The sequence below is a fragment of the Nonomuraea sp. NPDC003214 genome, from assembly GCF_053590035.1.
In genome coordinates, this window is record NZ_JBSFSX010000004.1 from 53,932 (window position 1) to 80,573 (window position 26,642).

Genomic DNA, 26,642 nt, shown 5'->3' on the forward strand with positions numbered 1-26,642 from the left:
GCCTTCGTCACGGAACCAGGTTCTTGCTGACACTCTCGAGCAGCTCGTTCCAGGACGCCTCGAACTTCTGCACGCCCTCCTCCTCCAGCACCCGCACCACGTCGTCGTAGTCGACGCCGGCCTCCTTCAGCGCGGCCATGGTGTTCCACGCCTGCTCGTAGAAGGGGCGCACGGTGTCGCCGGTGACGTTGCCGCCGGCGGCGGTCGCGTCGAGCGTCTTCTCCGGCATCGTGTTGACGGTGCCCGGCGCGACCAGCTCGTCGACGTACATCGTGGGGGAGTAGTCGGGGTTCTTCACCCCGGTGGAGGCCCACAGCGGGCGCTGCGGGCGGGCGCCGGCGGCGCGCAGGCGCTGCCAGCGCTCGGAGTTCATGACCTCCTCGAAGGCGGCGTAGGCCAGGCGCGCGTTGGCGACGCCGGCCTTGCCCTTCAGCTCGGGCTTGCCGAGCTTGTCGAGCCGGTTGTCGATCTCGGTGTCGACGCGGCTGACGAAGAACGAGGCGACCGACTCGATCGTGGCCAGGTTGAGGCCCTTGGCCTGGGCCGCCTCCAGGCCCGCCAGCCAGGCGTCCATGACCGCGCGGTAGCGCTGCAGCGAGAAGATCAGCGTGACGTTGACGCTGATGCCCTCGCCGATCGCCTGCGTGATCGCGGGCAGGCCCTCCATCGTGGCCGGGATCTTGATGAACAGGTTGGGCCGGTCCACCATCCACCACAGCGCGCGCGCCTCGGCGACGGTCTTCTCGGTGTCGCGGGCCAGGCGCGGGTCGACCTCCAGCGACACCCGGCCGTCGACGCCCTGCGTGGCGTCGTAGACCGGGCGCAGCACGTCGGCGGCCCAGCGGATGTCGTAGGTGGTGATCGCGCGCACGGCCTCGCCCACGTCCACGCCGCGCACGGCCAGGTCGTGCAGCTGGGCGTTGTAGGCGTCGCCCTTGCTGAGCGCGCCGGCGAAGATGGTCGGGTTGGACGTGACGCCGACCACGTTCTTGTCCCGGATCAGCTGCTCCAGGTTGCCGCTGCGCAGGCGCTCACGGCTGATGTCGTCGAGCCAGATGGACACGCCCTGGCCGGACAGCTTGTTCAGGATCTCGCTCATGTCCTCAGTTTCCCGTCGTCTCGCCCTTGTCCTGGCCCAGCTTGGCCAGGCTCGCCTTGGCCGCCGCAGCCACGCGCTCCGCCGTCAGCCCGAACTGCTCGTACAGCGTCTTGTACGGCGCGGACGCACCGAAGTGCTCCAGGCTGACGACCTCGCCGCACTCGCCGACGAACTCGTGCCAGCCGAGGGCGATGCCCGCCTCGACCGCGACCCGGGCCCTGATCGACGAGGGCAGGACGGTCTGCCTGTATGCGGAGTCCTGCCCCTTGAACCACTCGACACACGGCATCGACACGACGCGCGTCGGGATGCCCTGGGCCTCCAGCAGCTCACGGCCGTCGACGGCCTGCTGCACCTCGCTGCCGGTGGCGATGATGATGACCTTCGGCTGGCCGTCGGAGGCGTCGCGCAGGACGTAGCCGCCCCGGGCCACGCCGTCGGCGCTGGTGCCCTCGTACACCGGCAGGTTCTGCCGGGTGAGCGCGAGCGCGGCGGGCCGGTCGGTGTGCTCCAGCACGGTCTTCCACGCGTAGGCGGTCTCGTTGGCGTCGGCGGGCCGCACCACGTCGAGGCCGGGGATCGCGCGCAGCGACCACAGGTGCTCGATCGGCTGGTGGGTCGGGCCGTCCTCGCCCAGGCCGATGGAGTCGTGCGTCCACACGTACGTGACCGGCAGCTTCATCAGCGCCGCCAGGCGCACCGAGGGCCGCATGTAGTCGGAGAACACCAGGAAGGTGCCGCCGTACGGGCGGGTGCCGCCGTGCAGCGCGATGCCGTTGAGGATCGCGCCCATGGCGTGCTCGCGGATGCCGAAGTGCAGCGTGCGGCCGTAGCGGTTACCGGGGAAGTCCTTGGTCTGGTATTCCTCCGGGATGAAGGACGGCTCGCCCTTCATCGTGGTGTTGTTGGACTCGGCCAGGTCGGCCGAGCCGCCCCACAGCTCCGGCAGCACCGGCGCGAGCGCGCTCAGCACCTCGCCCGACGCCTTGCGGGTGGCCATCGAGCCGCCGGTCTCGAACTCCGGCAGCGCCGTGGCCCAGCCGGCGGGAAGCTCGTGGCGGGAGATGCGGTCGAGCTCGGCGGCCCGCTCCGGGTTGGCCTCGCGCCAGGCGGCGTAGCCGCGCTCCCACTCGGCGTGCGCCTCGCGGCCGCGCCGCGCCACCTCGCGGGCGTGCTCCAGCACCGCGGCCGGCACGTCGAACGTCTTGGCCGGGTCCATGCCCATGACCTGCTTGGTGGCGGCCACCTCGGACTCGCCCAGCGCCGAGCCGTGGATCTTGCCGGTGTTCTGCTTGTTGGGCGCGGGCCAGCCGATGATCGTGCGCAGCCGGATGAACGACGGCCGGTCGGTCTCGGCCTTGGCCGCCTCCAGCGCCTCGTGCAGCGCCTGCACGTCCTCCACGTAGTCGCCCGACTGGGTCCAGTCGACGCTCAGCGTGTGCCAGCCGTAGGCCTCGTAACGCTTGACCACGTCCTCGGACTTGGCGATGAGCGTGTCGTCCTCGATGGAGATCTGGTTGTCGTCGTAGATGACGACGAGGTTGCCCAGCTTCTGGTGACCGGCCAGGGAGCTCGCCTCGTGGCTGATGCCCTCCTCGATGTCGCCGTCGCTGACGATGCACCAGATGTGGTGGTCGAACGGCGAGCGGCCCGCCTCGGCGTCGGGGTCGAACAGGCCGCGCTCGCGGCGTGCCGCCATCGCCATGCCGACCGCGTTGCCCAGGCCCTGGCCGAGCGGCCCGGTCGTGGTCTCCACGCCGGCGGTGTGCCCGTGCTCCGGGTGGCCGGGCGTCAGGCTGTCCCACTGGCGCAGCCGCCGCAGGTCGTCGAGCGTCAGGCCGTAGCCGGACAGGTAGAGCTGGATGTAAAGGGTCAGGCTGGTGTGCCCGGCCGACAGCACGAAGCGGTCACGGCCGAGCCACGTGGGATCGGTCGGGTCGTGCCGCATCGTGCGCTGGAACAGCAGGTAGGCGGCGGGGGCCAGGCTCATCGCGGTGCCGGGGTGACCCGAACCCGCCTTCTCCACAGCGTCCATCGCCAGGGCTCGAACGACGTCGACCGCCTGCTTGTCCAGGTCGGTCCATTCAAGGGCTGGCACGAGTTCGGTGCTCAAGTGCTCGGTCTCCGGAATCTAGTTGTCCTTGGTGGTGCCGGTTGGCGTATCCCGCCCACACCGGACCCTAACCGAGTGGGACTGGAGATCGATTCCCATCCCACCCCGGAGCGTGTCCGTTCGCGGTGCGAGCCCCCCATTGGCCGGACCGGCCGACCCGGCGACTACAGTTTGGTTGTTCCCTGGTCGCCGCGGCGGCCACTCACGAATCAGCTCCAATCAGAGGTTACGCGTTGACTCCGCACGTGCTGGAAGCGCCTTGACGGTGCTGACGAACAGGCAGACGACGGCGCCGGCCCCCGAGGCCGGGGAGCCGCTCCCGGCCGGCCCGCGCTCGATCGGGTCGGTCGTCAAGGCCTACATCGCGCTGACCAAGCCGCGGATCATCGAGCTGCTGCTGATCACGACGCTGCCGGTGATGTTCCTGGCAGCGGGCGGCCTGCCGCCGCTGTGGACGGCCGTGTCCGTCATGGTGTTCGGCACGCTGTCGGCAGGCAGCGCCAACGCGCTCAACTGCTACGTCGACCGCGACATCGACCAGAAGATGCGCCGCACCCGGCGCCGCCCGCTGGCCAGGCACCAGGTGTCGCCGCGCGGCGCGCTGATCTTCGGCATCGTGCTGGGCGCCCTCTCCACGGCCGGGCTGTGGCTGACGACCAACTGGCTGGCCGCGGCGCTGTCGACCGGCGCGATCCTGTTCTACGTGCTCGTCTACTCGATGATCCTCAAGCGGCGCACCGCCCAGAACATCGTGTGGGGCGGCATCGCGGGCTGCATGCCGGTCATGATCGGCTGGGCGGGCATCACCGAGCGTCTCGACTGGGCGCCGCTGGTGCTGTTCGGCGTGGTGTTCTTCTGGACGCCGCCGCACACCTGGACCCTGGCCATGCGCTACAAGGAGGACTACGCGGCGGCCAAGGTGCCTATGCTGCCCGTGGTCGCCACCGAGCGCCGGGTCATCCTGGAGTCGATCGCCTACACGTGGGCCACCGTGCTCTGCTCGCTGGCGCTGTGGCCGGTGGCCGGCACGACCCTGTTCTACCCGGCCGTCGCCGCCGTCCTCGGCGTGGCGTGCCTGTGGGAGGTGCACCGCCTGCTGAGCCGCCTCAACTCCGGCAAGACCGGCGTGGCGCTGCGGCCGATGCGCTTCTTCCACTGGTCCAACGCCTACCTGGCGCTGCTGTTCCTCGCGGTCGCCATCGACCCGCTGCTGTCCTGACCCCGGCGCCGCATGACCGCCGGGAAAGCGGGCACATCACCATCCGGGCCTGCCGTGCCGCCTTGGAAGGACAGCGCATTCCTGATCCGTTACAGTCACCGTATGCCGTCCCGTGATCCACGCTGGGTGCTGAAGGACCGCCCGTCGTTCGCGTTGATCACCGGGCTGGTGCTGACCGGGATCTGCGCCCTGGCCTCGTTCGCCATCGACGTGATCAACGGGGAGCCGGTCCAGTTCTTCATCTCGCTCGGCCTGGCCCTGGCGCCGGTGCCGCTGCTGCTGGCCGCCGTGCTCGCGCTCGACCGGATGGAGCCGGAGCCGCGCAGCAACCTGATCTTCGCCTTCGCGTGGGGCGCGGGCGTCGCCGTGCTCGTGGCGGGCGTGGTCAACTCGCTGAACCTGCACTACATCATGGACACCGTCAAGCTGTCGGAGGACACCGCCCGCAACATCGCCGCCACCTTCGGCGCCCCGGTGGTCGAGGAGACGATGAAGGGCCTGGTGCTGCTCGGCCTGCTGCGCTTCCGCAGGGCCGAGCTCGACGGGCTGACCGACGGCATCATCTACGCGAGCATGGTCGGCCTGGGCTTCGCCATGAGCGAGAACGTCAGCTACTACCTCCAGGCGCTCAACTCCGAGGCGGGCGGCGTGAGCCTGGCCGTGACCGTGGTGCTGCGCGGCATCCTGTCGCCGTTCGCCCATCCGCTGTTCACCTCGATGATCGGGGTGGCGGTGGCACACGCGGCCACCCGCGAGGGGTCGGAGCGGGTCTTCTCCATCATGGCGGGCTGGTCGGGCGCGATGGTGCTGCACGGCCTGTGGAACGGCCTGGTCTCCTACGGCGGCTTCCCGGGGCTCGTGGTCGCGTACGTGACGCTGATGATGGTGCTGGTGGCGCTCATCGTGGTCGTCTTCCGCGACCGGCGCCGCATCGTCGCGCTCATCCAGCGCTACCTGCCGCCGTACGAGCCGACCAAGCTCGTCAGCAAGGACGACATCATCATGCTGTCGGCGCTGCCCCGGCGCCGCCGGGCCCGGCAGTGGGCCAGGATGTACGGCGGCAAGCGCGGGCTGCGGGCGATGAGCGACTACCAGCTCGCCGCGACGGAGCTGGGGCTGCTGCACGAGCGGGCGGCCCGGCGGATGGTCGACGACCAGACCTTCCACGAGGAGCAGCGGGCGCTGCTGGAGTGCATGAGCACGGCCAGGGCCGACTTCCCGATGCCGCCCACGCCGGCCGGCAGCCACGGCTACATGCCGGGCTGAGCCCGGTCAGGCGGGCGCGTCGACGATGCGCCGCAGCGAGGTCTCCACGGGGCCGGGGAAGACCGGGTCGGAGCGCAGCAGCAGCGCGTCGGCGAACGCCTTGCCGGTGGCCACCAGCTCGCGCGTGGCGTAGGCGTAGGTGGGGACCGGCCAGTGCGCGGTGGAGTCGTCGCCGACGCCGAACGTCTCCAGCCCGGCCGTCCGGCAGAGCGTGACGGCCCGGGGCAGGTGGAAGACCTGCGTCACCACGGTCAGCCGTTCGGCGCCGAACACCCGGCGGGCCCGCACGCACGAGTCCCAGGTGTCGAACCCGGCGTAGTCGAGCACCATCACCCGCTCCGGCACGCCCCTGGCCAGCAGGTAGTCACGCATCGCGGTCGGCTCGTCGTAGGCGGCCCGGCTGTTGTCGCCCGACAGCAGCAGCGCCCTGACCTTGCCCGCGCGGTAGAGCTCGGCGGCGATGTCGAGCCTGCGGGCCAGCATGGGGGAGGGCCGCCCGCCGTACAGCCCGGCGCCGAGGACGAGCGCGGCCTGCGAGGCGGGCACCCGCGCCCGCCAGCCCGCCGTGCCGGCCACCTCGCGGTGGCCGTCGCTGCCGAGCCAGGCCCACGTCATGGGCGCCAGCGCGAGCACGCTCGCGAGCACGAGCCCCTGGTACGCGCGCCGCATCGTCTGACGAGTGGGGCGGACGAATCCCCGCAAAAGGGCACCTCGCCTCGGTGGGGGAGTGGCCGACATCTCACCCCATACCCTGGCATACCCCGTCAGGACTTGGCGGGGACTTCGGTGGGGGAGGGGCTGCCCGCCTCACCGGCCTCTTCGCCGGCCGTCTCGCCGGCGGGGTCGTGGGTGCGCAGCGCCGAGACGACGCGCAGCGTGAAGATCCACACCAGCGTGGAGCCGACCACGTGCAGGGCGACCAGCGCGGCCGGGACGCCGAGGAAGTACTGCGTGTAGCCGATCACGCCCTGCAGCAGCTCGACCACCAGCAGCGCGAGCGCCGCGCGCCGGGCCCGCCGGGGCGCGCGGGTCACGTGCAGGGCGAACAGCAGCGCGAACGTCAGCCCGACCACCAGGTAGGCGACGTCGGCGTGCAGCCGGGCCACGCTCTCGATGTCGAGGTCGAAGCGGCTGGCCAGCTCGTCGCCCGAGTGCGGGCCCGTACCGGTCACGAGCACGCCCGCGACCAGCAGCGTGAACACCGCGGCCAGCAGCGCGTGGCCGAGCCGCCGCACGTCACGGTGGACCAGCCGCCGCGCGGGCGCGTCGCCCTCGCCGGCGCGCGCGTACAGGGCCCAGCAGGCGGCGGTCAGCCCGATCGACAGCAGGTAGTGCATGCCGACCGTGAACGGGTTGAGCAGGGTGCTGACCACCACGCCGCCCCACAGCGCCTGCGCGATGATGCCGATCGGCTGCAGCCAGGCCAGCTTGACCAGCGAGGCGCGCCGCGGCTTGAGCCGGTGGGCGGCCACCCAGCAGGCCACCCCGATGACCAGCACGAGGAACGTGACCAGCCGGTTGCCGAACTCGATGGCCATGTTGATCGGCGCCACCTCGGGGTGCGCGACCGGGACGAAGCTGTCGGGGGTGCAGCGCGGCCAGGTGGGGCAGCCGAGCCCGGAGTTCGTCACCCGCACGACCGCGCCGCTCACCGTGATGCCCGCGTTGGCCACGACGGCGGCCAGCGCCCATCCGCGCAACGTCGCCGTGGTCGGCGACCAGAAGGATGACACGAAGGAGTCGGCGTAGCGCCCGGGTAGCTTCACGTCATCGATGGTAGGTGGCGGGTGTGGCGGTCCCGACACCGGCTTTTCCCTCCGCTGGACATGTGACATATTACTGAGGTGGAGGTGAGCCGATGTCCGACGTGATCGTCGTCGGGGCCGGCGTCGTGGGCGCCGCCTGCGCCTACTACGCCGCGCGCGCCGGGCTGGACGTGACCGTCGTCGACCGGGGCCCCGTCGCGGGCGGCACGACCGGGGCGGGCGAGGGCAACGTGCTCGTCTCCGACAAGGAGCCCGGACCGGAGCTCGACCTCGCGCTGCTGTCCAACGGGCTCTGGCGCGAGCTGGCCGAGACCCGCGGCGGCTTCGAGTTCGAGCCCAAGGGCGGGCTCGTCGTCGCCGAGACCGCCGAGATCCAGGACCGGCTCACCGAGCTGGCCCGCAAGCAGGGCGTCGAGCACGAGAGCGTCGCCGCAGGCGCGCTGCGCGACCTGGAGCCGCATCTGGCCGACGGGCTCGCGGGCGGCGTGTTCTACCCGCAGGACGCCCAGGTGCAGCCCATGCTGGCCGCCGCCAGGCTGCTGAGGCACGGCGCCGACAGCTACGGGCACGGTGCCGTCCGGCTGCGCCTGGGCGTCACCGTCACCGGCTTCGTCCGCTCCGGCGACCGCGTCACCGGCGTGCGCACCGACCGGGGCGACATCCTCGGCGGCGCCGTCGTCAACGCGGCCGGCACCTGGGGCGGCGAGCTCGCCGCGCTGGCCGGGGTGAGCCTGCCGGTGCTCCCCAGGCGCGGGTTCATCCTGGTCACCGAACCGCTGGCCGAGCCGCTGATCCGGCACAAGGTCTACACCGCCGCCTACGTCACCAACGTGGCCAGCGACTCGGCGGCGCTGGAGACGTCCGCCGTCGTCGAGGGCACCCAGGCGGGCACCGTGCTCATCGGCGCCAGCCGCGAGCGCGTCGGCTTCGACCGCACCACCTCGGTGCCCGTGCTCGCGCGCCTGGCCGAGCAGGCCGTCGACCTCTTCCCGGCGCTGCGCGGCGTGCGGGTCATCAGGTCCTACTGCGGCTTCCGGCCCTACTGTCCCGACCACCTGCCCGTGATCGGCGCCGACCCGCGCGCGCCCGGCCTGTACCACGCCTGCGGGCACGAGGGCGCCGGCATCGGCCTGGCCCCCGCCACCGGCCACCTGCTCGCCCAGCTCCTCACCGGCCGCGAGCCCGCCCTCGACCCGCACCCGTTCCGCCCCGACCGATTCCCGGAGGAGCCGCGTTGACCTTCCAGATCACGATCGACGGCCGGCCCGTGCCGGTGACGCCGGGCCAGACGATCGGCGCGGCCCTGCACGCGGCGGGCGTGCGCTCCTGGCGCACCACCCGGTTCGGCGGGCGGCCGCGCGGGCTGTTCTGCGGGATCGGCGTCTGCTTCGACTGCCTGGTCACCGTCAACGGCCGGCCGCCCGAGCGCGCCTGCCTGCTGGAGGCCCGGCCCGGCGACGAGGTGACCACCTCATGACCGGCAACCCGTACGACCTGGTGGTGATCGGAGGAGGCGCCGCCGGGGTCGCGGGCGCGCTGTCGGCCGCCCAGCACGGGCTGCGCGTGGCCCTGCTCGACTCCGGGGCGCGGCTGGGCGGCCAGTACTTCCGCCACCCCGCCGCCCCGCCGAACCCCGGCACGCCCGGCTTCGACGGGTTCGCCCGCCGGGCGCGGGCGCTGGCCGAACGCGCCGACGTGCTGCTCGGCCACCAGGTCTGGGGCGTCACCCGCGAGCCGGACGGCGACCTGACCGCCCACTGCGTCACCACCTCGGACGGCGCCGAGCGGCCGGTGGACGTGCGCGGCAGGCACCTGCTCATCGCCACCGGCGCGCACGACCGGCCGCTGCCGTTCCCCGGCTGGGACCTGCCCGGCGTGCTCACCGCGGGCGGCGCGCAGGCGCTTCTCAAGGGCAACGGCGTGGTCGCCGGGCAGCGCGTCGTCGTCGCCGGGACCGGCCCGTTCCTGCTGCCGGTCGCCGCCGGGCTGGCCGGAGCCGGGGCGCGCGTGCTCGGCGTGCACGAGGCGAGCGCCGGGCTCGGGCTGGCCCGCCACCCCCTGCTCGCCCTGGGCAAGGCCGGGGAGGCCGCCTCGTACGCGCTCACGCTCGCCCGGCACCGCGTCCCGTACCGGCCCCGCACCGCCGTGATCGCCGCGCACGGCCGGGACCGGCTCGAAGCCGTCACCGTGGCCCGCCTGGGCCGCGCCTGGAACGTGCTGTCCACCCGCCGCGTCGCCTGCGACACGCTGGCCACCGGCTACGGCTTCACCCCCCAGATCGACCTGGGCGTCCAGCTCGGCTGCGCCATCCGGCACGACGCCGACGGCAGCCCCGTCCTCGCCGTCGACGGCCGTCAGGCCACCGGCGTCCCCGGCGTGTGGGCCGCCGGGGAGCCCACCGGCGTCGGCGGCTGGCGGCTGGCCGAGCTCGAAGGCCGCCTGGCCGGGCTCGCCGCCGCCGGCAGGGCCCTGCCCGGCCCGCTCGTCCGGCGGCGCGACAGCCTGCGCGCCTTCGCCCGCGCGCTGCTGGCGGCCTACCCCGTGAAGGACGGCTGGCAGGGCTGGCTGCGCGACGACACGCTCGTGTGCCGGTGCGAGGAGGTGCCGCTGGCCCGCCTGCGCGAGGCGCAGGAGCTGGGCGCCACCGACGCGCGCTCGGTCAAGCTGCTGGCCAGGCCCGGCATGGGCTGGTGCCAGGGCCGCATCTGCGGCTACCCCGTCGCCTGCCTCACCGGCGAGCGGCCCGCGCCGCCGCGCCGCCCCGTCGCCCAGCCGATCACCCTCGCAGCACTCGCCGAAGCCGCCGAACCCCCCACGGGAGGACATCCATGACCGAACGCAGCAAGGCCTGGCACGGCATCATGGTCGCCACCGCGCTCCCCCTGCGCGCGGACCTGACCGTCGACTTCGACGCCTACGCCGAGCACTGCCGCTGGCTGGTGGACCAGGGCTGCGACGGCGTCGTGCCCAACGGGTCGCTCGGCGAGTACCAGACGCTCACCGCCGACGAGCGGGCCCGCGTCGTGCGCACCGCCGTCGAGGCCGTGGGCGGGCGCAACGTGATGGCGGGCGTCGGCGCGTACGGCTCGGGCGAGTCGCGGCGCTGGGCCGAGCAGGCCGCCGAGGCGGGCTGCGGGTCGGTGCTGCTGCTGCCCCCGAACGCCTACCGCGCCGACGAGGCCGCGGTCGCCGAGCACTACCGCGAGGTCGCCGCCGCCGGGGTGCCCGTGGTGGCCTACAACAACCCCTACGACACCAAGGTCGACCTGACGCCCGTGCTGCTGGCCCGGCTGTTCGACGAGGGCCTGATCGTGGCCGTCAAGGAGTTCACCGGCGACCCGCGCCGCGCCTACGAGATCGCCGAGCTGGCCCCCGGCCTGGACGTGCTGATCGGCTCCGACGACGTGCTGCTGGAGCTGGCCCTGGCGGGCGCGGCCGGCTGGATCGCGGGCTACCCGAACGCGCTGCCCGCCGCCGGCGCCGCCCTCTACAGGGCCGCCGTCGCCGGAGACCTCGGCACCGCCCTGCCGCTCTACCGTAAGCTCCACTCGCTGCTGCGCTGGGACTCCAAGACGGAGTTCGTCCAGGCCATCAAGCTGTCGATGGACCTGGCGGGCCGTCCAGGAGGCCCCTGCCGCCCGCCCCGGCGGCCGCTGACGGACGAGCAGGCCGCCGCCGTGCGCGCCGCCACCGAGAAGGCACTCGCGGAAGGACTGCGATGAGGACCAAACGCGTGTTCCACGCCGTGGACTCGCACACCGAGGGCATGCCCACCAGGGTCGTCACCGGCGGCGTCGGCGTCATCCCCGGCGCGAGCATGGCCGAGCGGCGGGTCTACTTCCGCGACCACCTCGACCACATCCGCAAGCTGCTGATGAACGAGCCGCGCGGCCACGCCGCCATGAGCGGCGCCATCCTGCAGCCGCCCACCCGGCCCGACGCCGACTGGGGCGTGCTGTTCATCGAGGTGTCCGGGCTGCTGCCGATGTGCGGCCACGGCACGATCGGCGTGGCGACCGTGCTGGTGGAGACCGGCATGGTCGAGGTCGTCGAGCCCGTCACCACCGTCCGCCTGGAGGTGCCCGCCGGGCTCGTCGTCGTGGACGTGGCCGTCCGCGACGGCATGGCGACGTCCGTGACCCTCAGGAACGTCCCCTCCTACGCCGACCGGCTCGACGCCACCGTCACCGTGCCCGGCTACGGGGAGATCCGCTACGACCTCGCCTACGGCGGCAACTTCTACGCCATCGTCGACCTCGACGCGTACGGGCTGCCGTTCGACCGCAAGGCCAAGAACGACATCCTGGCCGCCGGGCTGGCCACGATGGCGGCCGTCAACGCCGCCGACGAGCCCGTGCACCCCGAGGACGAGCGCATCCGCGGCTGCCACCACGTCTACTTCGCCGCACCCGGCTCCGACGCCCACCACTCGCGGCACGCGATGGCCATCCACCCCGGCTGGTTCGACCGCTCGCCGTGCGGCACCGGCACCAGCGCCCGCATGGCCCAGCTGCACGCCCGGGGCGAGCTGCCGCTGGGCCGCGACTTCGTCAACGAGTCGTTCATCGGCACCCGCTTCATCGGCCGCCTGCTGGAGGACGGCGTCGTCGGCGGCAGGCCCGCCGTCGTCCCGTCGATCACCGGCCGCGCCTGGGTGACCGGCACCGCCCAGTACTTCCTCGACCCGCGCGACCCGTTCCCCGAAGGGTTCGAGCTGTGAGCACCCCTGTGACCCTGCCTGCGAGCACGCCCCTGATCAGCACCGTCGACTACCACACCGGCGGCGAGCCGTTCCGGATCGTCACCGGCGGCGTCCCCGCCATCCCCGGCGCCACCGTGCTCGAACGCCGCGCCAACGCCCCCGCCGCCGCCGACCACGTGCGGCGGCTGCTCTGCCACGAGCCGCGCGGCCACGCCGACATGTACGGCTGCTTCCTCGTCCCGCCCGACGACCCCGGCGCCCACCTCGGCGTCCTGTTCTGGCACAAGGACGGCTACTCCACCGCCTGCGGCCACGGCACCATCGCGCTCGGCGTGCACGCCGTCCGCGAGGGCCTGGTCGAGAGCGACCCCGACGGCGAGACCGACGTCGTCGTGGACGTGCCCTCCGGCCGCGTCACCGCCCGCGTCCGCCGCGAGGCCGGCCGCGTCACCGCCGTCACCTTCGTCAGCGTCCCCTCGTACGTGATCGCGCGCGGCGTCCCGGCCGCCGGGATCGAGACCGACCTGTCCTACGGCGGCGCCATCTACGCCTCGGTGCCCGCCAAGGCCGTCGGCCTGTCCGTCGAGCCGCGCCACGTGGGCGAGCTCATCGCCTGGGGCCGCCGGATCAAGGCCGGGCTGGAGGGGCACCCGGCCACCCGGCACCCCGGCGACGACCGGCTGTCCGGCGTCTACGGCGTGATCTTCTACGACGACCTCGGCCCCGGCCGCCAGCGCAACGTCACCGTGTTCGCCGACGGCGAGGTGGACCGCTCGCCGTGCGGGTCGGGCACCGCCGCCCGGCTCGCCCTGCTGCACGAGGACGGCCACCGCGGCACGCTCGTGCACGAGAGCGTCGTCGGCAGCGTGTTCCGCGCCCGGGTGGCCGCCGAGACGCCCGCCGGGGTGGTGCCCGAGATCGAGGGCATGGCCTACCGCACCGGCAGGCACACCTTCGAGCTCGACCCGGACGACCCCATCGGCACGGGGTTCACGCTGCGATGACCCTTCCCCATCTCGACGCCGACACCGTGCGGCGGCTGGTGCCCGTGGCCGCCGCCGTGCGGCTCCTGGAGGAGGCGCTGCTCGGCGGGCTGGACCCGGAGGCGACGCCGCAGCGGCCCGTCGTCGATCTGCCCGCCGGTCAGCTCCTGCTGATGCCCGCGGCGGCCGGGCGGTACGCCGGGGTCAAGGCCGCGACCGTGGCGCCCGGCAACGCCGCGCTCGGGCTGCCCCGCATCCAGGGCACGTACCTGCTGTTCGACGGCCGCACGCTGGCGCCGCTCGCCACGATGGACGGGATCGCGCTCACCTCGCTGCGCACGCCCGCCGTCTCCGCGCTGGCCGTCCGCCACCTGGCCGAGCCGGACGCCGGCGACCTGCTCGTGTTCGGCACGGGCCCGCAGGCGTGGGGCCACGTCGAGGCGCTCGCCGGGGTCAGGCCCGTTCGGCGGGTGACGGTCGTGGGCCGCGACCCCGGCCGGGCCGGGGCGTTCGCCGCCCGCTGCCGCGAGCTGGGCCTGGAGGCCGAGGCGCTGACCGGCCCTGGTGATCAGACCGGTGAGAAGGCCGGTGACCAGGCCGGTGAGCGGGTCGGCGCGGCCGTGGCGCGGGCGGACCTCGTCGTCTGCTGCACCACCGCCAGGCAGCCGCTGTTCGACGGCGCGCTGGTGCGCGATCGGGCCACGGTGGTCGCCATCGGGTCGCACGAGCAGGACGCCCGGGAGCTCGACGGCGAGCTGATCGCCCGGTCGTGCGTGGTCGTCGAGGCGAGGTCCGCGGCGCTGGCCGAAGCGGGGGATGTGGTCATCCCCATCCGCCACGGTACGATCACCACTCATCATCTCGCCGGAAACCTCGCTGAGCTGGTCGCGGGCCGGGTCGTCCCGGGCGACGGGCCCCGCGTGTTCAAGGGCACCGGCATGGCGTGGCAGGACCTGGTCGTCGCGGCCGCCGCGTACGAGGCGTGGTTTCAGCGGACCCGGTCCCGGAGGACCTAGGGAAGGGATGGGCGGATGGCTGCCGAGGACCGGCTCGACCTGCCGATGGTGGGCGAGCGGCAGAGCCTGCGCGAGCAGGTGGCGCACGCGCTGCGGGCCGCGCTGATCACGGGGGAGATGCGCCCCGGCGTGGTCTACTCGGCGCCGGTGCTGGCCGCGCAGTTCGGCGTGTCGGCCACGCCCGTCCGCGAGGCCATGCTCGACCTGGCCAAGGAGGGCCTGGTCGAGGCGGTGCGCAACAAGGGCTTCCGCGTCACCGAGCTGTCCGAGCGCGACCTGGACGAGCTGACCGAGATCCGCAGGCTCATCGAGGTGCCGACCGTGGCGCGGCTGGCCGACACGGGGCGCGCCGCCGACTTCGAGCGGCTGCGCCCGGTCGCCGAGGAGATCGTCGCCGCCGCCGAGCAGGGCGACCTGCTCGCCTACGTCGACGCCGACCTGCGCTTCCACCTGGAGCTGCTCGCGCTGTCGGGCAACGCGCACCTGGTCGAGGTCGTCAGGGACCTGCGCACCCGGGCCCGCCTCTACGGCCTGTCGCAGCTTTCCCAGCGCGGCACGCTGGCCGACTCCGCCCGCGAGCACGTGGAGCTGCTCGACGCGCTCAAGGGCGGCGACGTGGAGGCCGTCCGCCTGATCATGTCGGAGCACATCCAGCACGTGCGCGGCATCTGGGCCAGCAACGCCTGAGCCCGTCCCAGCCCCGTCCCCGCCCCGGCCCGCCCTAGCGGCCCGCCCGGGTCGAGCCGAAGCTGGCCGCCACGATGCACAGCACCGCCGCCCACTGCTGCACGTTCAGGATCTCGCCCAGCAGCAGCACGCCGATCAGCGCCGCAGCCGCGGGCTCGACGCTCATCAGGATGCCGAACACGTGCTTGGGCATCCGGCGCAGCGCCTTGAGCTCCAGCGAGTAGGGGATCACCGACGACAGCAGCCCCACGCCCAGCCCGATGAGCACCAGCTCCGGCTGGAGCAGGTCGGCGCCGCCGGTCGTGACGCCCACCGGCGCGATCACCACGGCCGACACGATCATCGCGAACGACAGCCCGGTGGTGCCCGGGAAACGGCCGCCGGCCGCCGCCGACAGCAGGATGTAGGCCGCCCAGCAGGCGCCCGCCACCAGCGCGAAGCCGATGCCGGCCCAGCTCACCCCGGCCGACTGCCCCCACGGCGCCAGCAGCACCACCCCGGCCGCGGCCAGGCCGACCCACAGCAGGTCGAGCCGCCGCCGCGAGGCCGCCACCGCGACGCCCAGCGGCCCCAGGAACTCGATCGCCACCGCGACGCCCATGGGCAGCCGCGCCAGCGCCTCGTAGAACGTCAGGTTCATCACCGCGAGCGTCAAGCCGAACGCCAGGCCCACCGCCCAGTCGCGCCACGCCAGCCCGCGCAGCCGGGGCCGGGCCACCGCCCCCATGATCAGCGCCCCGGCCGCGATCCGCAGGAACACCACCGCGCTCGGCGGGAGCGCCGCGAACAGCTCCTTGGCGAACCCCGCCCCGAGCTGCACGGAGAAGATCCCCAGCAGCACCAGCCCGGACGGCGGAATGGAATCGGCGGCGCCGCGCAGCAGGCTGCCGGCCCGGGGCAGGCGGCCGCCGCGGTCGAGCGGGTCGTCGTAGGCGAAGGCGGTCACGGATCTCCTCACAGCGAAAAGGCCCTCGCAGCCTACCCACCGCCTCCGGCATCGCCGCAGCCGAGGTGATATGACTGCCCGATAACCCCATGAATCAGTAAAGGGACCCATGTCCGCCACTCTCGACAGGCCGCCGTCCTCCCTCGCCGCGGCCTCGTTCGTCAGCTGCTTCGACCGCTTCGCCGTGACGCCCATGCTCGTGCTCATCGGCGTCGACCTCGGCGTCCCGCTGGCCGCCGCCGTCGCCGTGGCCAGCGGCTACTACCTCGCCTACGGGCTGGTGCAGCCGCTGTGGGGCGTGCTGTCCGACCGGTTCGGGCGGGTGCGCGTCATGCGGACCGCGCTGCTCGGCGCGGCCGTGACGGGCCTGGTCTCCGCGTTCATGCCGGTGCTCGGCGCGCTCGTCCTGTCCCGGGTCGCCGCGGGCGCCTGCTTCGGCGCGATCGTGCCCACCTCGCTCGCGTACGTCGGCGACACCGTCCAGCCGTCCGGCCGCCAGCGCGCCCTGTCGGACCTGATGGGCGTGATGGCGCTGGGCACCGCGCTGGCCACCGGCTTCGGCGGGCTGCTCGGCGACCTGGCGGGCTGGCGGCTGGTGTTCACCGTCCCGGCCGCGTGCGCGCTGGCCTGCGCCGTCGCGCTGCGCGCCCTGCCGGAGCCGCCCAGGAGCGCCGCCGGTCCCGGGCGCGGCGGGCACGTCGGCGCGGTCCTGCGCAGCCCGTGGGCGCTGCTGGTGTTCGCGCTGGCGTTCGTGGAGGGGGCCGTGCTCATCGGCACGATGGCGTTCCTGGCCACCGCCCTGCAGCACGACGGCGTCTCCACCACCGTGGCCGGGCTCTGCGCCGCCGCCTACGGGCTCGGCGTGTGGCTGTTCAGCCGGCTGGTCATGCGGCTGTCGCGCGGGTGGCCCGCGTGGTGGCTCATCGCGACGGGGGGCGCGCAGATGTGCGCCGGGTACGCCGTCGTCGCCGCCGGGGTGAGCGTGGCCGCCGTCACGGTGACCGCGCTGCTGCTCGGCGGCGGCTGGTCGTTCATGCACTCGTCGCTGCAGACGTGGGTCACCTCCGTGGTGCCGCACGCCCGGGGCACCGCCGTGGCGTTCTTCGCCTCGGCGCTGTTCGTCGGCAGCGCCGCCTCCTCGTGGGCGGCCGGGCCGCTGGCCGGGGACGGCCGCTACGGGCTGCTGTTCGGGCTCGCCGCGGCGGCGGCGCTGCCCCTCACCGTCGTGGCCGCCCTCGCCAGACGCCGTTACGGCGCCCTCGTCCCGGACGCGACGCCCGGTTAGGCCAGGGCGTCGCGCGGCTCAGCCCCGGCGCGGGTCAGTCCCAGCGGAAGGTACGGGCGGCAAGTCCCAGGGAGGCCAGCGCCCAGACGGCCAGCACGGCGAGCGCGCCCAGCGGCAGCGCCGCGCCGCCCGACAGGACCGCGCGCAGCCCGCCGGTCAGCGCCGAGATCGGCAGCAGCTCCAGCACCGGCCGCACCGACGCGGGGAACTTCGCCAGCGGGAACACCACCCCGCCCGCCGCCAGCAGCAGCAGGTAGACCAGGTTGGCGGCGGCCAGCGTCGCCTCGGCCCGCAGCAGGCCGGCCATGAGCAGCCCGAGCCCGCTGAACGCGGCGGTGCCCAGCAGCACCAGCAGCGCGGCGGCGAACGGCGACCCGTGCGGCTGCCAGCCCAGTGCCAGCGCGACCGCGACGATCACCGCGACCTGGATGGCCTCCACCGCGATCACCGCGGCCGTCTTGGCCAGCATGAGCCCGCCCCGCGACAGCGGCGTGGCGCCCAGCCGCCTGAGCACCCCGTAGCGCCGCTCGAACCCGGTGGCGATCGCCTGCCCGGTGAACGCCGTCGACATCACCGCCAGCGCCAGCACGCCCGGCGCGAGGAACGCCACCCGGTCGCCGCCGCCCACGTCGATGAGCGGCGCCACCGAGAAGCCGACCAGCAGCAGCACCGGGATGATCATCGTGAGCAGCAGCTGCTCGCCGTTGCGCAGCATGGCCCGGATCTCGGCCCCGGCCTGCGCCAGCACCATGCGCGGGAACGGCGCCGCCCCCGGCGCGGGGGTGAAGTCCAGCGTGGCGCTCATCGCAGCTCCCTGCCCGTCAGCTCCAGGAACACGTCTTCCAGCGTGCGGCGCTCGATGCGCAGGTCGTCGGCCGTGACGCCCTCCGCCGCGCACCAGGCCGTCACGGTGGCCAGCAGCTCCGGGTCCACCTGGCCCTCGATGATGTAGTGGCCGGCCGGCGACTCCTTGGCCGCGCTCCCGGCCGGCAGCGCGTTGAGCAGCTCCTCCAGCCCCAGCCCCGGCCGGGCGCGGAAGCGGAGCTGCCGCTCGGCGCCGGTCAGCGTGGCGGGACTGCCCTCGGCCACCACCCGGCCGCGGTCGATGATGACGACCTTGTCGGCCAGCCGCTCGGCCTCGTCCATGTGGTGGGTGGTCAGCACCACCGACACCCCGGCGGCGCGCAGCTCGCCCACCAGCTCCCAGCACGCGTGCCTGGCCTGCGGGTCGAGCCCGGCCGTCGGCTCGTCCAGGAAGACCAGCTCGGGCCTGCCGATGACGGCCGCGGCCAGCGACAGCCGCTGCTGCTGGCCGCCCGACAGCCTCCGGTACGGGGTCCGTACGTGATCGGAGAGGCCGAGACGCTCCAGCAGCGCGCCCGGGTCGAGGGGACGGGCGTAGAAGCGGGCGACCAGCCGCAGCCACTCGGCGCAGCGCATCGCGGGCGGGACCCCGCCGGACTGCAGCATGACGCCCACCCGGGGGCGCAGCGCGGCGGCGTCGGGGGCGCTGCCGAGCACCCGCACCGTGCCGGCGTCGGCTTTGCGGAACCCCTCGCAGATCTCCACCGTCGAGGTCTTGCCGGCGCCGTTGGGGCCGAGGACGGCGGTGACCGCGCCGCGGGCGGCCAGCATGCTGAGGCCGTCGACCGCGGTGGTGCCGCCATAGCGCTTGACCAGGTCCGCGATCTCGACGGCTGGGGATTCCATGCGCACGAGTTTAGGGACTGCCGGGGCCGGTCCGGCCCGCAGGGCAAGCTGGCCGAAATTTATCCCATAATTGGGAATTCGGGGGACCAGATGATGGTTTGACCCCTCGGCCCTCGTGGGCCGTGACGCCTGCGAGGGAGAGGGGCACGCATGTCCGTGGCGGAGGATCTGGCCGCACAAACCACCCGAACGCGACCGGCCGCCAAGGAACGGCGGGGGCTCCTGCTCCTCATCCTGGGCGCGCTGTCGGCGATCGGGCCGCTGTCCATCGACATGTACCTGCCCGCGCTGCCCGCCATCAGCGGCGAGATGCTCAGCCCCGCCGCCCAGGTCCAGCTCACGCTCACCGCCTGTCTCATCGGCGTGTCGGCCGGCCAGGTGATCGCCGGGCCCGTGAGCGACGTGCGCGGGCGGCGGCTGCCGCTGATCGTCGGCGTGGCCGGGTTCGCGCTGACGTCGCTGCTGTGCGCCTTCGCGCCGTCGGTGCCCGTGCTGATCGTGCTGCGGCTGCTGCAGGGCATGCTCGGCGGGGCCGCGCTGGTCATCGTCCGCGCCGTGGTCCGCGACCTGTACGACGGGCCCGCCATCGCCCGCATCTTCGCCACCCTCATGCTGGTCAGCGGCCTGGCGCCGATCCTGGCCCCGGTGGCGGGCGCGCAACTGCTGGCCTTCACCTCCTGGCGCGGCGTGTTCGTCGCGCTCAGCCTGGCGGGGCTGGTGCTGCTGCTGGCCGTCCTGCCCGGCGTGCGCGAGACGCTGCCCGCCGAGCAGCGGGAGGGCGGCGGGCTCAAGCACACGCTGGCCACGTTCTGGGCCCTGCTGCGCGACCGCGCGTTCATGGGCTGCGCCCTCACGGCCGGGCTGGCCTTCGCCGCCATGTTCGCCTACATCTCCGGCTCGCCGTTCGTGCTGCAGGAGGTGTACGCGGCCACGCCCCAGCAGTATTCGCTCATCTTCGGGCTCAACGCGCTCGGCCTGACCGTGATGGCCCAGGTCGGCGGCAGGCTGTCGGGCCGGGTCCGGCCGGCTCGGCTGGTGTTCGCCGGCCTGTTCGTGAGCCTGGTGGGAGGCGGGCTGCTGCTGGCCGCCGCGGTCACCGGGCTGGGGCTGGCGGGTATCGTGGCGGGGCTGTTCGTCATCATGTGCGGCCAGGGGCTCGTCCTGCCGGGCACCGGCGCGCTGGCGCTGGCCGGGCAGGCTCCGCAGGTCGCCGGGTCGGCCTCGGCGCTGCTGGGCGTCCTGCAGTTCGCGCTGGGGGCGGTCGCGGCCCCGCTGGTGGGCCTGGCCGGCCAGGACACCGCCGTGCCGATGGCCGCGCTGATGCTCGCCCTGATGGCCGCTTCGGCGCTCAGCTTCGGCATCCTGGGACGCCAGCGAAATTAGGTAAGCCTACCCTGCGTGAGAAATTGCATTGCCGGGTCCCCCGGATTCATTTGAGATGCGGGAAGGAATTACGGCACACTGATGTTGTGAAAAACGTGCCCACGATCGAGCCAGGCAGCGAGCGCAGCACCCGTGCGCGCGTGGCCCGGCTGATCCTGGAACACGGTCCCATCGCCGCGGCGGCGCTGGGCGAGCGGCTCGGGCTCACGCCCGCGGCCGTCCGCCGTCACCTCGACGCGCTGCTGACCGACGGGATGATCGAGCCTCGCACCGGGCGCCAGCGCGGTCAGCGCGGGCGCGGGCGGCCGGCCAAGCTGTTCGCCATCACCGACGCGGGGCGCAGTGCCTTCGAGCACGCCTATGACGATCTGGCCGGGAGCGCGCTGCGTTTCCTGGCCGAGCGCATGGGAGAAGAAGCCGTGTCCGACTTCGCCCGCTCACAGGTTTCCGGCCTGCTGCGGCGGATGGAGCCGGTCATGCGGGCGGTGCCGGCCGACCAGCGGGTCCAGGTCCTGGCGCAGGCGCTGTCGGCGGAGGGTTACGCGGCCTCGGCCAGCAAGGCCAAGTCCGGCGGCGACCAGCTCTGCCAGCACCACTGCCCGGTGGCGCACGCGGCCGCGGAGTTCCCGCAGCTGTGCGAGGCCGAGACGGAGGCGTTCGCGCAACTGCTCGGCACCCCGGTGCAGCGCCTGGCCACGATCGCGCACGGCGACGGGGTCTGCACCACGCACGTCAGCCCCCAGACGCTGGGGCCCGCACATAGAGCCATCGATAAGAACAAGGAGACCGGAAGGTGACTGTCACCGACCGCCCGGAGCTGGAAGGCCTCGGGAATTACAAGTTCGGCTGGGCCGACCCCGACGCCGCCGGGGCCGCGGCCAAGCGCGGCCTGTCCGAGGAGGTCGTCCGAGAAATCTCCGCGCTCAAGAACGAGCCGGAGTGGATGCTCGACCTTCGCCTGAAGGGGCTCCGCCTGTTCGGCAAGAAGCCGCTGCCGACCTGGGGCTCCGACCTCACCGGCATCGACTTCGACAACATCAAGTACTTCGTGCGCTCCACCGAGAAGCAGGCCGCTTCCTGGGACGAGCTGCCCGAGGACATCAAGAACACCTACGACAAGCTCGGCATCCCCGAGGCGGAGAAGCAGCGCCTCATCGCCGGCGTCGCGGCCCAGTACGAGTCCGAGGTCGTCTACCACAAGATCCGTGAGGACCTTGAGGAGAAGGGCGTCATCTTCGTCGACACCGACACGGGCCTGCGCGAGCACGAGGAGCTCTTCAAGGAGTACTTCGGCTCGGTGATCCCGGTGGGCGACAACAAGTTCGCCGCCCTCAACACCAGCGTGTGGTCCGGTGGCTCGTTCATCTACGTGCCGCCGAACGTCGAGGTCGAGATCCCGCTCCAGGCCTACTTCCGGATCAACACCGAGAACATGGGCCAGTTCGAGCGGACGCTCATCATCGTCGACGAGAACAGCTACGTGCACTACGTCGAGGGCTGCACCGCGCCGATCTACTCCTCCGACTCGCTGCACTCCGCGGTCGTCGAGATCATCGTGAAGAAGAACGCCCGCTGCCGTTACACGACCATCCAGAACTGGTCGAACAACGTCTACAACCTGGTCACCAAGCGCGCCGTCGCCTACGAGGGCGCGACCATGGAGTGGATCGACGGCAACATCGGCTCCAAGGTAACCATGAAGTACCCGGCCGTCTACCTGATGGGCCAGCACGCCAAGGGCGAGACGCTGAGCGTCGCGTTCGCCGGCGAGGGCCAGCACCAGGACGCTGGCTCCAAGATGGTGCACCTGGCGCCCAACACGAGCTCCAGCGTCATCTCCAAGTCGGTGGCGCGCGGCGGCGGCCGCACCTCCTACCGCGGTCTCGTGCAGATCGAGGAGGGCGCCCACGGCAGCGCCAGCACCGTCAAGTGCGACGCCCTGCTCGTCGACCAGATCAGCCGCTCCGACACCTACCCGTACGTCGACGTCCGCGAGGACGACGTCTCGATGGGCCACGAGGCCACGGTCTCCAAGGTCAGCGAGGACCAGCTGTTCTACCTCATGAGCCGCGGGCTCGAAGAGGACGAGGCGATGGCGATGATCGTGCGCGGCTTCGTGGAGCCGATCGCGCGTGAGCTGCCCATGGAATACGCGCTCGAGCTGAACCGGCTGATCGAGCTGCAGATGGAAGGAGCCGTCGGCTGATGGGCCTGAACGAGAAGCCCCTGTCGACCCTGCACGAGAAGGCGTCGTACGACCTGGCCGACTTCGAGGTCCCCACGGGCCGCGAGGAGGCGTGGCGCTTCACGCCGCTGTCGCGTCTGAAGGGGCTGCACAACGGCCAGGCCGCGGCCAGCGGCCAGGTGGTCACCCAGGTCTACACGCCCGAGGGCGTGCGGGCCGAGTGGGTCGGCCGCGACGACGAGCGCATCGGCAAGGCGTACGTGCCCGCCGACCGGGTCAGCGCCCAGGCCTACAACGGCTTCGAGAAGGCGCTGGTCGTGACCGTGCCCCGCGAGGCCGCCCCGGCCGACGCGATCTCCGTGGAGATCAAGGGCAACGGCGGCGAGGGCGCCGCGTACGGCCACATCGTGGTCGTCGTCGAGCCGATGGCGCAGGCGACCGTGGTCGTCCAGCACGAGGGCAGCGCCGTCTACGCCGACAACGTCGAGTTCGTCGTCGGCGATGGCGCCACGCTCAAGGTCGTCAGCCTCCAGGACTGGGCCGACGACGCCGTGCACGTCTCCCACCACCACGCCCAGCTCGCCAAGGACGCCACGTTCCGGAGCTTCGTGGTGACCCTGGGCGGCGACCTGGTGCGGCTGTCGCCCAGCGTCTCCTACACCGCGCCCGGCGGCGACGCCGACCTGTCCGGCGTCTACTTCGTCGACGCGGGCCAGCACCTGGAGCACCGCCTGCTCGTCGACCACTCGCAGCCCAACTGCAAGAGCAACGTCGACTACCGCGGCGCGCTCCAGGGCGAGGACGCGCACGCCGTCTGGATCGGCGACGTGATCATCAGGGTCGCGGCCGAGGGCACCGACACCTACGAGCTCAACCGCAACCTCATCCTCACCGACGGCGCCCGCGCCGACTCGGTGCCCAACCTGGAGATCCTCACCGGCGAGGTCGCCGGCGCGGGGCACGCCTCGACGTCGGGCCGCCTCGACGACGAGCACATCTTCTACCTCCAGGCCCGCGGCATCCCGTTCGACGAGGCCCGCCGCCTGGTCATCCGCGGCTTCCTCGGCCAGCTCATCGAGAAGATCCAGGTCGACGAGCTGCGCGAGCGCGTGATGAACGCGGTGGAGGCGGAGCTCGCACGATGAGCGGCTACGAGAAGGTGTGCAAGGTCAGCGACATCCCCGACGAGGGGGTGATCGGCGTCGAGGTGGGCGAGACCCCCGTGGCGCTGGTGCGCAAGGGCGACGAGGTGTTCGCCCTGCACGACATCTGCTCGCACGCCGAGGTCAAGCTCAGCGAGGGCGAGGTGTACGACGGCACCCTGGAGTGCTGGCTGCACGGCTCGTGCTTCGACATCCGCTCCGGCAAGCCCACCGGCCCGCCCGCGACCAAGCCCGTGAACGTCTACACAGTCAAGATCGACGGCGACGACGTCCTCGTCTCGCTCTCGAAGGAGTCATAAACACATGTCCACCCTTGAGATCCGTGACCTGAAGGTCGCCGTCGAGGACAAGGAAATCCTGCGCGGCGTCAACCTGACCGTGAAGGCCGGCGAGACCCACGCCATCATGGGCCCCAACGGCTCGGGCAAGTCCACGCTCGCCTACGCGATCGCCGGTCACCCGAAGTACACGATCACCGGCGGTGAGGTGCTGCTCGACGGCGTCGACCTGCTGGAGCTGTCGGTCGACGAGCGCGCCCGCGCCGGCCTGTTCCTCGCCATGCAGTACCCGGTCGAGGTCCCCGGCGTGTCGGTGTCCAACTTCCTGCGCTCGGCCGTCACCTCCGTCCGCGGCGAGGCGCCCAAGCTGCGCGAGTTCGCCAAGGACCTCAAGAGCGGCATGGACGCCCTGTCCATCGACGCGGCCTTCGCCCAGCGCAACCTGAACGAGGGCTTCTCCGGCGGCGAGAAGAAGCGCCACGAGATCCTCCAGCTCGAGCTGCTCAAGCCGAAGATCGCGGTGCTCGACGAGACCGACTCCGGCCTCGACGTCGACGCCCTGCGCGTGGTGTCGGAGGGCATCAACCGCTTCCGCGCCTCCGGCGAGACCGGCGTGCTGCTCATCACCCACTACACCCGCATCCTGCGCTACGTGAAGCCCGACTTCGTGCACGTCTTCGCGGCCGGCCGGGTCGTGGAGGAGGGCGGGCCGGAGCTGGCCGACAAGCTCGAGGCCGAGGGCTACGAGCAGTACACGAAGGCATCTGCATGACTTCCACCAGCTTGGACGTGGAGAGGATCAGGAAAGACTTCCCGGTCCTCTCCCGCGAGCTGCCCGGCGGGCGTCCGCTCGTCTACCTCGATTCGGGCAACTCCTCGCAGAAGCCCACATCGGTCGTCGAGACCATGCGCGAGCACCTGGCGATGCACTACAGCAACGTCGGGCGCGCCATGCACGTGCTGGGCTCGGAGTCGACCGAGGCGTACGAGAGCGCGCGCGACAAGGTCGCCGCGTTCGTCGGCGCCCCGTCGCGCGACGAGGTGGTCTTCACCAAGAACGCCTCCGAGGCGCTCAACCTCGTCGCCTACAGCTTCGGCAACCCGGCGTGCGCCGACCCGCGCTTCACGCTCGGCCCCGGTGACGAGATCGTCATCTCCGAGATGGAGCACCACTCCAACATCGTGCCGTGGCAGATGCTCGCGCAGCGCACCGGCGCGACGCTGAAGTGGTTCGGCGTCACCGACGAGGGCCGGCTCGACCTCGCCGACGGCGTCGTCACCGAACGCACGAAGATCGTCTCGGTCGCGCACCAGTCGAACGTGCTCGGCACCGTCAACCCGGTCGCCGACGTGGTCGCGCTCGCCCGCCGGGCCGGCGCGCTGGTCCTGCTCGACGCCTCCCAGTCCGTCCCGCACCACCCCGTGGACATGGCGGGGCTGGACGCCGACTTCGTGGCCTTCACCGGCCACAAGATGGTCGGCCCGTCCGGCATCGGCGTGCTGTGGGCGCGCGGCGAGCTGCTGGAGGCCATGCCGCCGTTCCTCGGCGGCGGCGAGATGATCGAGGCGGTCTGGATGGACCGTTCGACGTACGCGCCCGCGCCCCACAAGTTCGAGGCCGGCACCCCGCCGATCGTCGAGGCCATCGGGCTCGGCGCGGCCGTCGACTACCTGACCGGCATCGGCATGGCGGCCGTGGAGGCCCACGAGCGCGAGCTCACCGCCTACGCGCTCGACGCGCTGCGCGAGGTGCCCGGCCTGCGCCTGATCGGGCCCGACTCGCTCGATCTGCGGGGCGGCACGCTGGCGTTCACGCTGGAGGGGATCCACCCGCACGACGTGGGCCAGATCCTCGACGACCGGTTCGGCATCGCCGTGCGGGTCGGCCACCACTGCGCGCGCCCGCTGCACCTCAGGTTCGGAATACCGGCGACCACCAGGGCGTCGTTCTACCTGTACAACACCACGGGCGAGGTCGACGCCCTGGTGCGCGGCCTCCACCACGTACAGAAGGTGTTCGCATAGCCATGATCGGCGAGTCGATGTACCAGGAGCTGATCCTGGAGCACTACAAGCACCCGCAGGGGCGGGGGCTGCGCGAGCCGTACGACACCGAGGTTCACCACGTGAACCCCACGTGCGGCGACGAGATCACGCTGCGCGTCAAGGTGGGCGACGCGGGCCGCATCGAGGACGTCTCCTACGACGGCCAGGGCTGCTCCATCAGCCAGGCCGCCGCCTCGGTGCTGCACGAGCTGACCGCCGGCTCGACCGTCGAGGAGACCCTGTCGGTGGTCGACGAGTTCACCCGGCTCATGCAGGGCAGGGGACAGGTGGAGGCCGACGAGGACGTGCTCGGCGACGCGGTCGCGTTCGCCGGGGTGGCCAAGTTCCCGGCCCGCGTGAAGTGCGCGCTGCTGTCGTGGATGGCCTACAAGGACGCTGTAGTGAGGAGTGCTGCACGATGAGCAAGCCCGTCGAGACCCCGACCGGCTTCGACGGCGAGGCGAGCGTCGAAGAGGTCATGGAGGCGCTCAAGGACGTCGTCGACCCCGAGCTCGGCATCAACGTCGTCGACCTCGGCCTGATCTACGGCCTCAACCTCGACCCGGCCGACGGCGGCGCCAAGCCGGTGGCCACCATCGACATGACGCTGACCAGCGCGGCCTGCCCGCTGACCGACGTCATCGAGGACCAGGCGCACTCCGCCCTGGAGGGCATGGTCTCCGATGTGAAGATCAACTGGGTCTGGCTGCCGCCGTGGGGCCCGGACAAGATCACCGATGAGGGCCGTGAGCAGCTTCGTATGCTAGGCTTCAACGTCTGATCTTTACCGCTGGT

Annotated in this window: 27 protein-coding genes; 20 read left to right on the forward strand and 7 right to left on the reverse strand. The window is 72.6% G+C overall.

Annotated features, from left to right (window positions below; genetic code table 11):
* Nucleotides 1-7: 7 nt before the first annotated feature.
* A complete protein-coding gene (gene tal / locus ACWDXC_RS12675) occupies nt 8-1,099 on the reverse strand; it encodes a transaldolase (RefSeq protein ID WP_449981097.1) in 1,092 nt (363 codons plus the stop codon).
* 4 nt (nt 1,100-1,103) lie between these two features.
* Nucleotides 1,104-3,134, reverse strand: a complete 2,031-nt coding sequence (gene tkt, locus ACWDXC_RS12680) for a transketolase (RefSeq protein WP_449982025.1) — start codon at nt 3,132-3,134, stop codon at nt 1,104-1,106.
* 337 nt (nt 3,135-3,471) lie between these two features.
* Between tkt and ACWDXC_RS12685 the strand changes: the two genes are divergently transcribed.
* Both ACWDXC_RS12685 and ACWDXC_RS12690 read left to right on the forward strand, forming a co-directional pair.
* The gene (locus ACWDXC_RS12685; RefSeq protein WP_219509943.1) at nt 3,472-4,431 is read left to right on the forward strand and encodes a heme o synthase; all 960 of its coding nucleotides are present in this window, start codon (nt 3,472-3,474) and stop codon (nt 4,429-4,431) included.
* Nucleotides 4,432-4,533: 102 nt separating this feature from the next.
* Nucleotides 4,534-5,697, forward strand: coding sequence for a PrsW family intramembrane metalloprotease (locus tag ACWDXC_RS12690; protein WP_449981099.1), 1,164 nt, complete (start codon nt 4,534-4,536; stop codon nt 5,695-5,697).
* Nucleotides 5,698-5,703: 6 nt separating this feature from the next.
* Here the strand turns inward: ACWDXC_RS12690 and ACWDXC_RS12695 are convergent, their stop codons facing one another.
* Together ACWDXC_RS12695 and ACWDXC_RS12700 are read right to left on the reverse strand one after the other, a co-directional pair.
* On the reverse strand, nt 5,704-6,366 hold the full coding sequence (locus tag ACWDXC_RS12695; protein WP_449981101.1) for a SanA/YdcF family protein: 663 nt from the start codon (nt 6,364-6,366) through the stop codon (nt 5,704-5,706).
* A 95-nt stretch (nt 6,367-6,461) separates the two neighbouring features.
* Nucleotides 6,462-7,463: a COX15/CtaA family protein gene (locus ACWDXC_RS12700; RefSeq protein WP_375074157.1), complete on the reverse strand. Its 1,002-nt coding sequence runs from the start codon at nt 7,461-7,463 to the stop codon at nt 6,462-6,464.
* A 92-nt stretch (nt 7,464-7,555) separates the two neighbouring features.
* Here ACWDXC_RS12700 and ACWDXC_RS12705 point away from each other — a divergent pair, with 92 nt between their 5' ends.
* The 8 genes from ACWDXC_RS12705 to ACWDXC_RS12740 are packed head-to-tail and all read left to right on the forward strand — an operon-like array spanning nt 7,556 to nt 14,851.
* Complete coding sequence (locus tag ACWDXC_RS12705; RefSeq protein ID WP_449981103.1) at nt 7,556-8,701, forward strand: NAD(P)/FAD-dependent oxidoreductase; 1,146 nt, start codon at nt 7,556-7,558, stop codon at nt 8,699-8,701.
* A complete protein-coding gene (locus ACWDXC_RS12710; RefSeq protein WP_231618791.1) occupies nt 8,698-8,940 on the forward strand; it encodes a (2Fe-2S)-binding protein in 243 nt (80 codons plus the stop codon). Before ACWDXC_RS12705 ends, ACWDXC_RS12710 begins: the two co-directional genes overlap by 4 nt.
* The gene (locus ACWDXC_RS12715) at nt 8,937-10,295 is read left to right on the forward strand and encodes an FAD/NAD(P)-dependent oxidoreductase (RefSeq protein WP_449981106.1); all 1,359 of its coding nucleotides are present in this window, start codon (nt 8,937-8,939) and stop codon (nt 10,293-10,295) included. Before ACWDXC_RS12710 ends, ACWDXC_RS12715 begins: the two co-directional genes overlap by 4 nt.
* A complete protein-coding gene (locus ACWDXC_RS12720) occupies nt 10,292-11,185 on the forward strand; it encodes a dihydrodipicolinate synthase family protein (RefSeq protein ID WP_449981108.1) in 894 nt (297 codons plus the stop codon). The genes ACWDXC_RS12715 and ACWDXC_RS12720 overlap by 4 nt, the downstream gene beginning before the upstream one ends.
* Nucleotides 11,182-12,183 (forward strand): proline racemase family protein, encoded by a 1,002-nt coding sequence (locus tag ACWDXC_RS12725; RefSeq protein ID WP_357586681.1) that lies wholly within the window; start codon nt 11,182-11,184, stop codon nt 12,181-12,183. The genes ACWDXC_RS12720 and ACWDXC_RS12725 overlap by 4 nt, the downstream gene beginning before the upstream one ends.
* Nucleotides 12,180-13,169: a proline racemase family protein gene (locus tag ACWDXC_RS12730; RefSeq protein WP_449981110.1), complete on the forward strand. Its 990-nt coding sequence runs from the start codon at nt 12,180-12,182 to the stop codon at nt 13,167-13,169. The genes ACWDXC_RS12725 and ACWDXC_RS12730 overlap by 4 nt, the downstream gene beginning before the upstream one ends.
* Nucleotides 13,166-14,164, forward strand: a complete 999-nt coding sequence (locus tag ACWDXC_RS12735; protein ID WP_449981112.1) for an ornithine cyclodeaminase family protein — start codon at nt 13,166-13,168, stop codon at nt 14,162-14,164. Before ACWDXC_RS12730 ends, ACWDXC_RS12735 begins: the two co-directional genes overlap by 4 nt.
* 15 nt (nt 14,165-14,179) lie before the next feature.
* Nucleotides 14,180-14,851 (forward strand): GntR family transcriptional regulator, encoded by a 672-nt coding sequence (locus ACWDXC_RS12740; RefSeq protein WP_219505715.1) that lies wholly within the window; start codon nt 14,180-14,182, stop codon nt 14,849-14,851.
* Between the two features lie 34 nt (nt 14,852-14,885).
* On the opposite strand, the gene ACWDXC_RS12745 is transcribed toward ACWDXC_RS12740, so the two are convergent.
* On the reverse strand, nt 14,886-15,797 hold the full coding sequence (locus tag ACWDXC_RS12745) for an EamA family transporter (RefSeq protein ID WP_449981114.1): 912 nt from the start codon (nt 15,795-15,797) through the stop codon (nt 14,886-14,888).
* 109 nt (nt 15,798-15,906) lie between these two features.
* On the opposite strand from ACWDXC_RS12745, the gene ACWDXC_RS12750 reads away from it, so the two are divergent.
* A complete protein-coding gene (locus ACWDXC_RS12750; protein WP_449981116.1) occupies nt 15,907-17,082 on the forward strand; it encodes an MFS transporter in 1,176 nt (391 codons plus the stop codon).
* 34 nt (nt 17,083-17,116) lie between these two features.
* Here ACWDXC_RS12750 and ACWDXC_RS12755 read toward each other — a convergent pair whose 3' ends face one another.
* Complete coding sequence (locus ACWDXC_RS12755; RefSeq protein ID WP_449981118.1) at nt 17,117-17,887, reverse strand: ABC transporter permease; 771 nt, start codon at nt 17,885-17,887, stop codon at nt 17,117-17,119.
* Complete coding sequence (locus ACWDXC_RS12760; RefSeq protein ID WP_219505709.1) at nt 17,884-18,792, reverse strand: ABC transporter ATP-binding protein; 909 nt, start codon at nt 18,790-18,792, stop codon at nt 17,884-17,886. Before ACWDXC_RS12760 ends, ACWDXC_RS12755 begins: the two co-directional genes overlap by 4 nt.
* A gap of 150 nt (nt 18,793-18,942) precedes the next feature.
* Here ACWDXC_RS12760 and ACWDXC_RS12765 point away from each other — a divergent pair, with 150 nt between their 5' ends.
* The 9 genes from ACWDXC_RS12765 to ACWDXC_RS12805 all read left to right on the forward strand — a co-directional run bounded on the left by ACWDXC_RS12765 (nt 18,943) and on the right by ACWDXC_RS12805 (nt 26,628).
* Nucleotides 18,943-20,175 carry a multidrug effflux MFS transporter gene (locus ACWDXC_RS12765; RefSeq protein ID WP_449981120.1) on the forward strand — a complete coding sequence of 411 codons (1,233 nt, stop codon included), beginning with the start codon at nt 18,943-18,945 and terminating at the stop codon, nt 20,173-20,175.
* 95 nt (nt 20,176-20,270) lie between these two features.
* Nucleotides 20,271-20,972 carry a helix-turn-helix transcriptional regulator gene (locus ACWDXC_RS12770; protein ID WP_219505750.1) on the forward strand — a complete coding sequence of 234 codons (702 nt, stop codon included), beginning with the start codon at nt 20,271-20,273 and terminating at the stop codon, nt 20,970-20,972.
* Complete coding sequence (gene sufB / locus ACWDXC_RS12775; RefSeq protein ID WP_449981122.1) at nt 20,969-22,381, forward strand: Fe-S cluster assembly protein SufB; 1,413 nt, start codon at nt 20,969-20,971, stop codon at nt 22,379-22,381. The genes ACWDXC_RS12770 and sufB overlap by 4 nt, the downstream gene beginning before the upstream one ends.
* Nucleotides 22,381-23,505, forward strand: a complete 1,125-nt coding sequence (gene sufD / locus ACWDXC_RS12780) for a Fe-S cluster assembly protein SufD (protein ID WP_449981124.1) — start codon at nt 22,381-22,383, stop codon at nt 23,503-23,505. The genes sufB and sufD overlap by 1 nt, the downstream gene beginning before the upstream one ends.
* Entirely contained in the window at nt 23,502-23,822 is a 321-nt protein-coding gene (locus ACWDXC_RS12785) for a non-heme iron oxygenase ferredoxin subunit (protein WP_219505703.1), read from the forward strand. Before sufD ends, ACWDXC_RS12785 begins: the two co-directional genes overlap by 4 nt.
* A 4-nt stretch (nt 23,823-23,826) precedes the next feature.
* Nucleotides 23,827-24,573 carry a Fe-S cluster assembly ATPase SufC gene (gene sufC, locus ACWDXC_RS12790; RefSeq protein WP_364170020.1) on the forward strand — a complete coding sequence of 249 codons (747 nt, stop codon included), beginning with the start codon at nt 23,827-23,829 and terminating at the stop codon, nt 24,571-24,573.
* A complete protein-coding gene (locus ACWDXC_RS12795; protein WP_449981127.1) occupies nt 24,570-25,826 on the forward strand; it encodes a cysteine desulfurase in 1,257 nt (418 codons plus the stop codon). Before sufC ends, ACWDXC_RS12795 begins: the two co-directional genes overlap by 4 nt.
* Before the next feature lie 2 nt (nt 25,827-25,828).
* On the forward strand, nt 25,829-26,269 hold the full coding sequence (sufU, locus tag ACWDXC_RS12800; protein ID WP_219505699.1) for a Fe-S cluster assembly sulfur transfer protein SufU: 441 nt from the start codon (nt 25,829-25,831) through the stop codon (nt 26,267-26,269).
* Nucleotides 26,266-26,628 (forward strand): metal-sulfur cluster assembly factor, encoded by a 363-nt coding sequence (locus ACWDXC_RS12805; protein WP_219505697.1) that lies wholly within the window; start codon nt 26,266-26,268, stop codon nt 26,626-26,628. Before sufU ends, ACWDXC_RS12805 begins: the two co-directional genes overlap by 4 nt.
* Nucleotides 26,629-26,642: the final 14 nt, after the last annotated feature.

Excerpts from the sequence above, each read along its gene's own strand:
- ACWDXC_RS12735 (WP_449981112.1), top strand. The coding sequence starts at position 13,166 with ATGACCCTTCCCCATCTCGACGCCGACACCGTGCGGCGGCTGGTGCCC.
- tkt (WP_449982025.1), bottom strand. The coding sequence starts at position 3,134 with ATGGACGCTGTGGAGAAGGCGGGTTCGGGTCACCCCGGCACCGCGATG.
- ACWDXC_RS12705 (WP_449981103.1), top strand. The coding sequence starts at position 7,556 with ATGTCCGACGTGATCGTCGTCGGGGCCGGCGTCGTGGGCGCCGCCTGC.
- tal (WP_449981097.1), bottom strand. The coding sequence starts at position 1,099 with ATGAGCGAGATCCTGAACAAGCTGTCCGGCCAGGGCGTGTCCATCTGG.
- sufD (WP_449981124.1), top strand. The coding sequence starts at position 22,381 with ATGGGCCTGAACGAGAAGCCCCTGTCGACCCTGCACGAGAAGGCGTCG.
- ACWDXC_RS12725 (WP_357586681.1), top strand. The coding sequence starts at position 11,182 with ATGAGGACCAAACGCGTGTTCCACGCCGTGGACTCGCACACCGAGGGC.
- ACWDXC_RS12765 (WP_449981120.1), top strand. The coding sequence starts at position 18,943 with ATGTCCGTGGCGGAGGATCTGGCCGCACAAACCACCCGAACGCGACCG.
- ACWDXC_RS12805 (WP_219505697.1), top strand. The coding sequence starts at position 26,266 with ATGAGCAAGCCCGTCGAGACCCCGACCGGCTTCGACGGCGAGGCGAGC.
- sufC (WP_364170020.1), top strand. The coding sequence starts at position 23,827 with ATGTCCACCCTTGAGATCCGTGACCTGAAGGTCGCCGTCGAGGACAAG.
- ACWDXC_RS12740 (WP_219505715.1), top strand. The coding sequence starts at position 14,180 with ATGGCTGCCGAGGACCGGCTCGACCTGCCGATGGTGGGCGAGCGGCAG.
- ACWDXC_RS12750 (WP_449981116.1), top strand. The coding sequence starts at position 15,907 with ATGTCCGCCACTCTCGACAGGCCGCCGTCCTCCCTCGCCGCGGCCTCG.
- ACWDXC_RS12715 (WP_449981106.1), top strand. The coding sequence starts at position 8,937 with ATGACCGGCAACCCGTACGACCTGGTGGTGATCGGAGGAGGCGCCGCC.
- ACWDXC_RS12760 (WP_219505709.1), bottom strand. The coding sequence starts at position 18,792 with ATGGAATCCCCAGCCGTCGAGATCGCGGACCTGGTCAAGCGCTATGGC.
- ACWDXC_RS12795 (WP_449981127.1), top strand. The coding sequence starts at position 24,570 with ATGACTTCCACCAGCTTGGACGTGGAGAGGATCAGGAAAGACTTCCCG.
- ACWDXC_RS12720 (WP_449981108.1), top strand. The coding sequence starts at position 10,292 with ATGACCGAACGCAGCAAGGCCTGGCACGGCATCATGGTCGCCACCGCG.
- ACWDXC_RS12785 (WP_219505703.1), top strand. The coding sequence starts at position 23,502 with ATGAGCGGCTACGAGAAGGTGTGCAAGGTCAGCGACATCCCCGACGAG.
- ACWDXC_RS12755 (WP_449981118.1), bottom strand. The coding sequence starts at position 17,887 with ATGAGCGCCACGCTGGACTTCACCCCCGCGCCGGGGGCGGCGCCGTTC.
- ACWDXC_RS12695 (WP_449981101.1), bottom strand. The coding sequence starts at position 6,366 with ATGCGGCGCGCGTACCAGGGGCTCGTGCTCGCGAGCGTGCTCGCGCTG.
- sufU (WP_219505699.1), top strand. The coding sequence starts at position 25,829 with ATGATCGGCGAGTCGATGTACCAGGAGCTGATCCTGGAGCACTACAAG.
- ACWDXC_RS12690 (WP_449981099.1), top strand. The coding sequence starts at position 4,534 with ATGCCGTCCCGTGATCCACGCTGGGTGCTGAAGGACCGCCCGTCGTTC.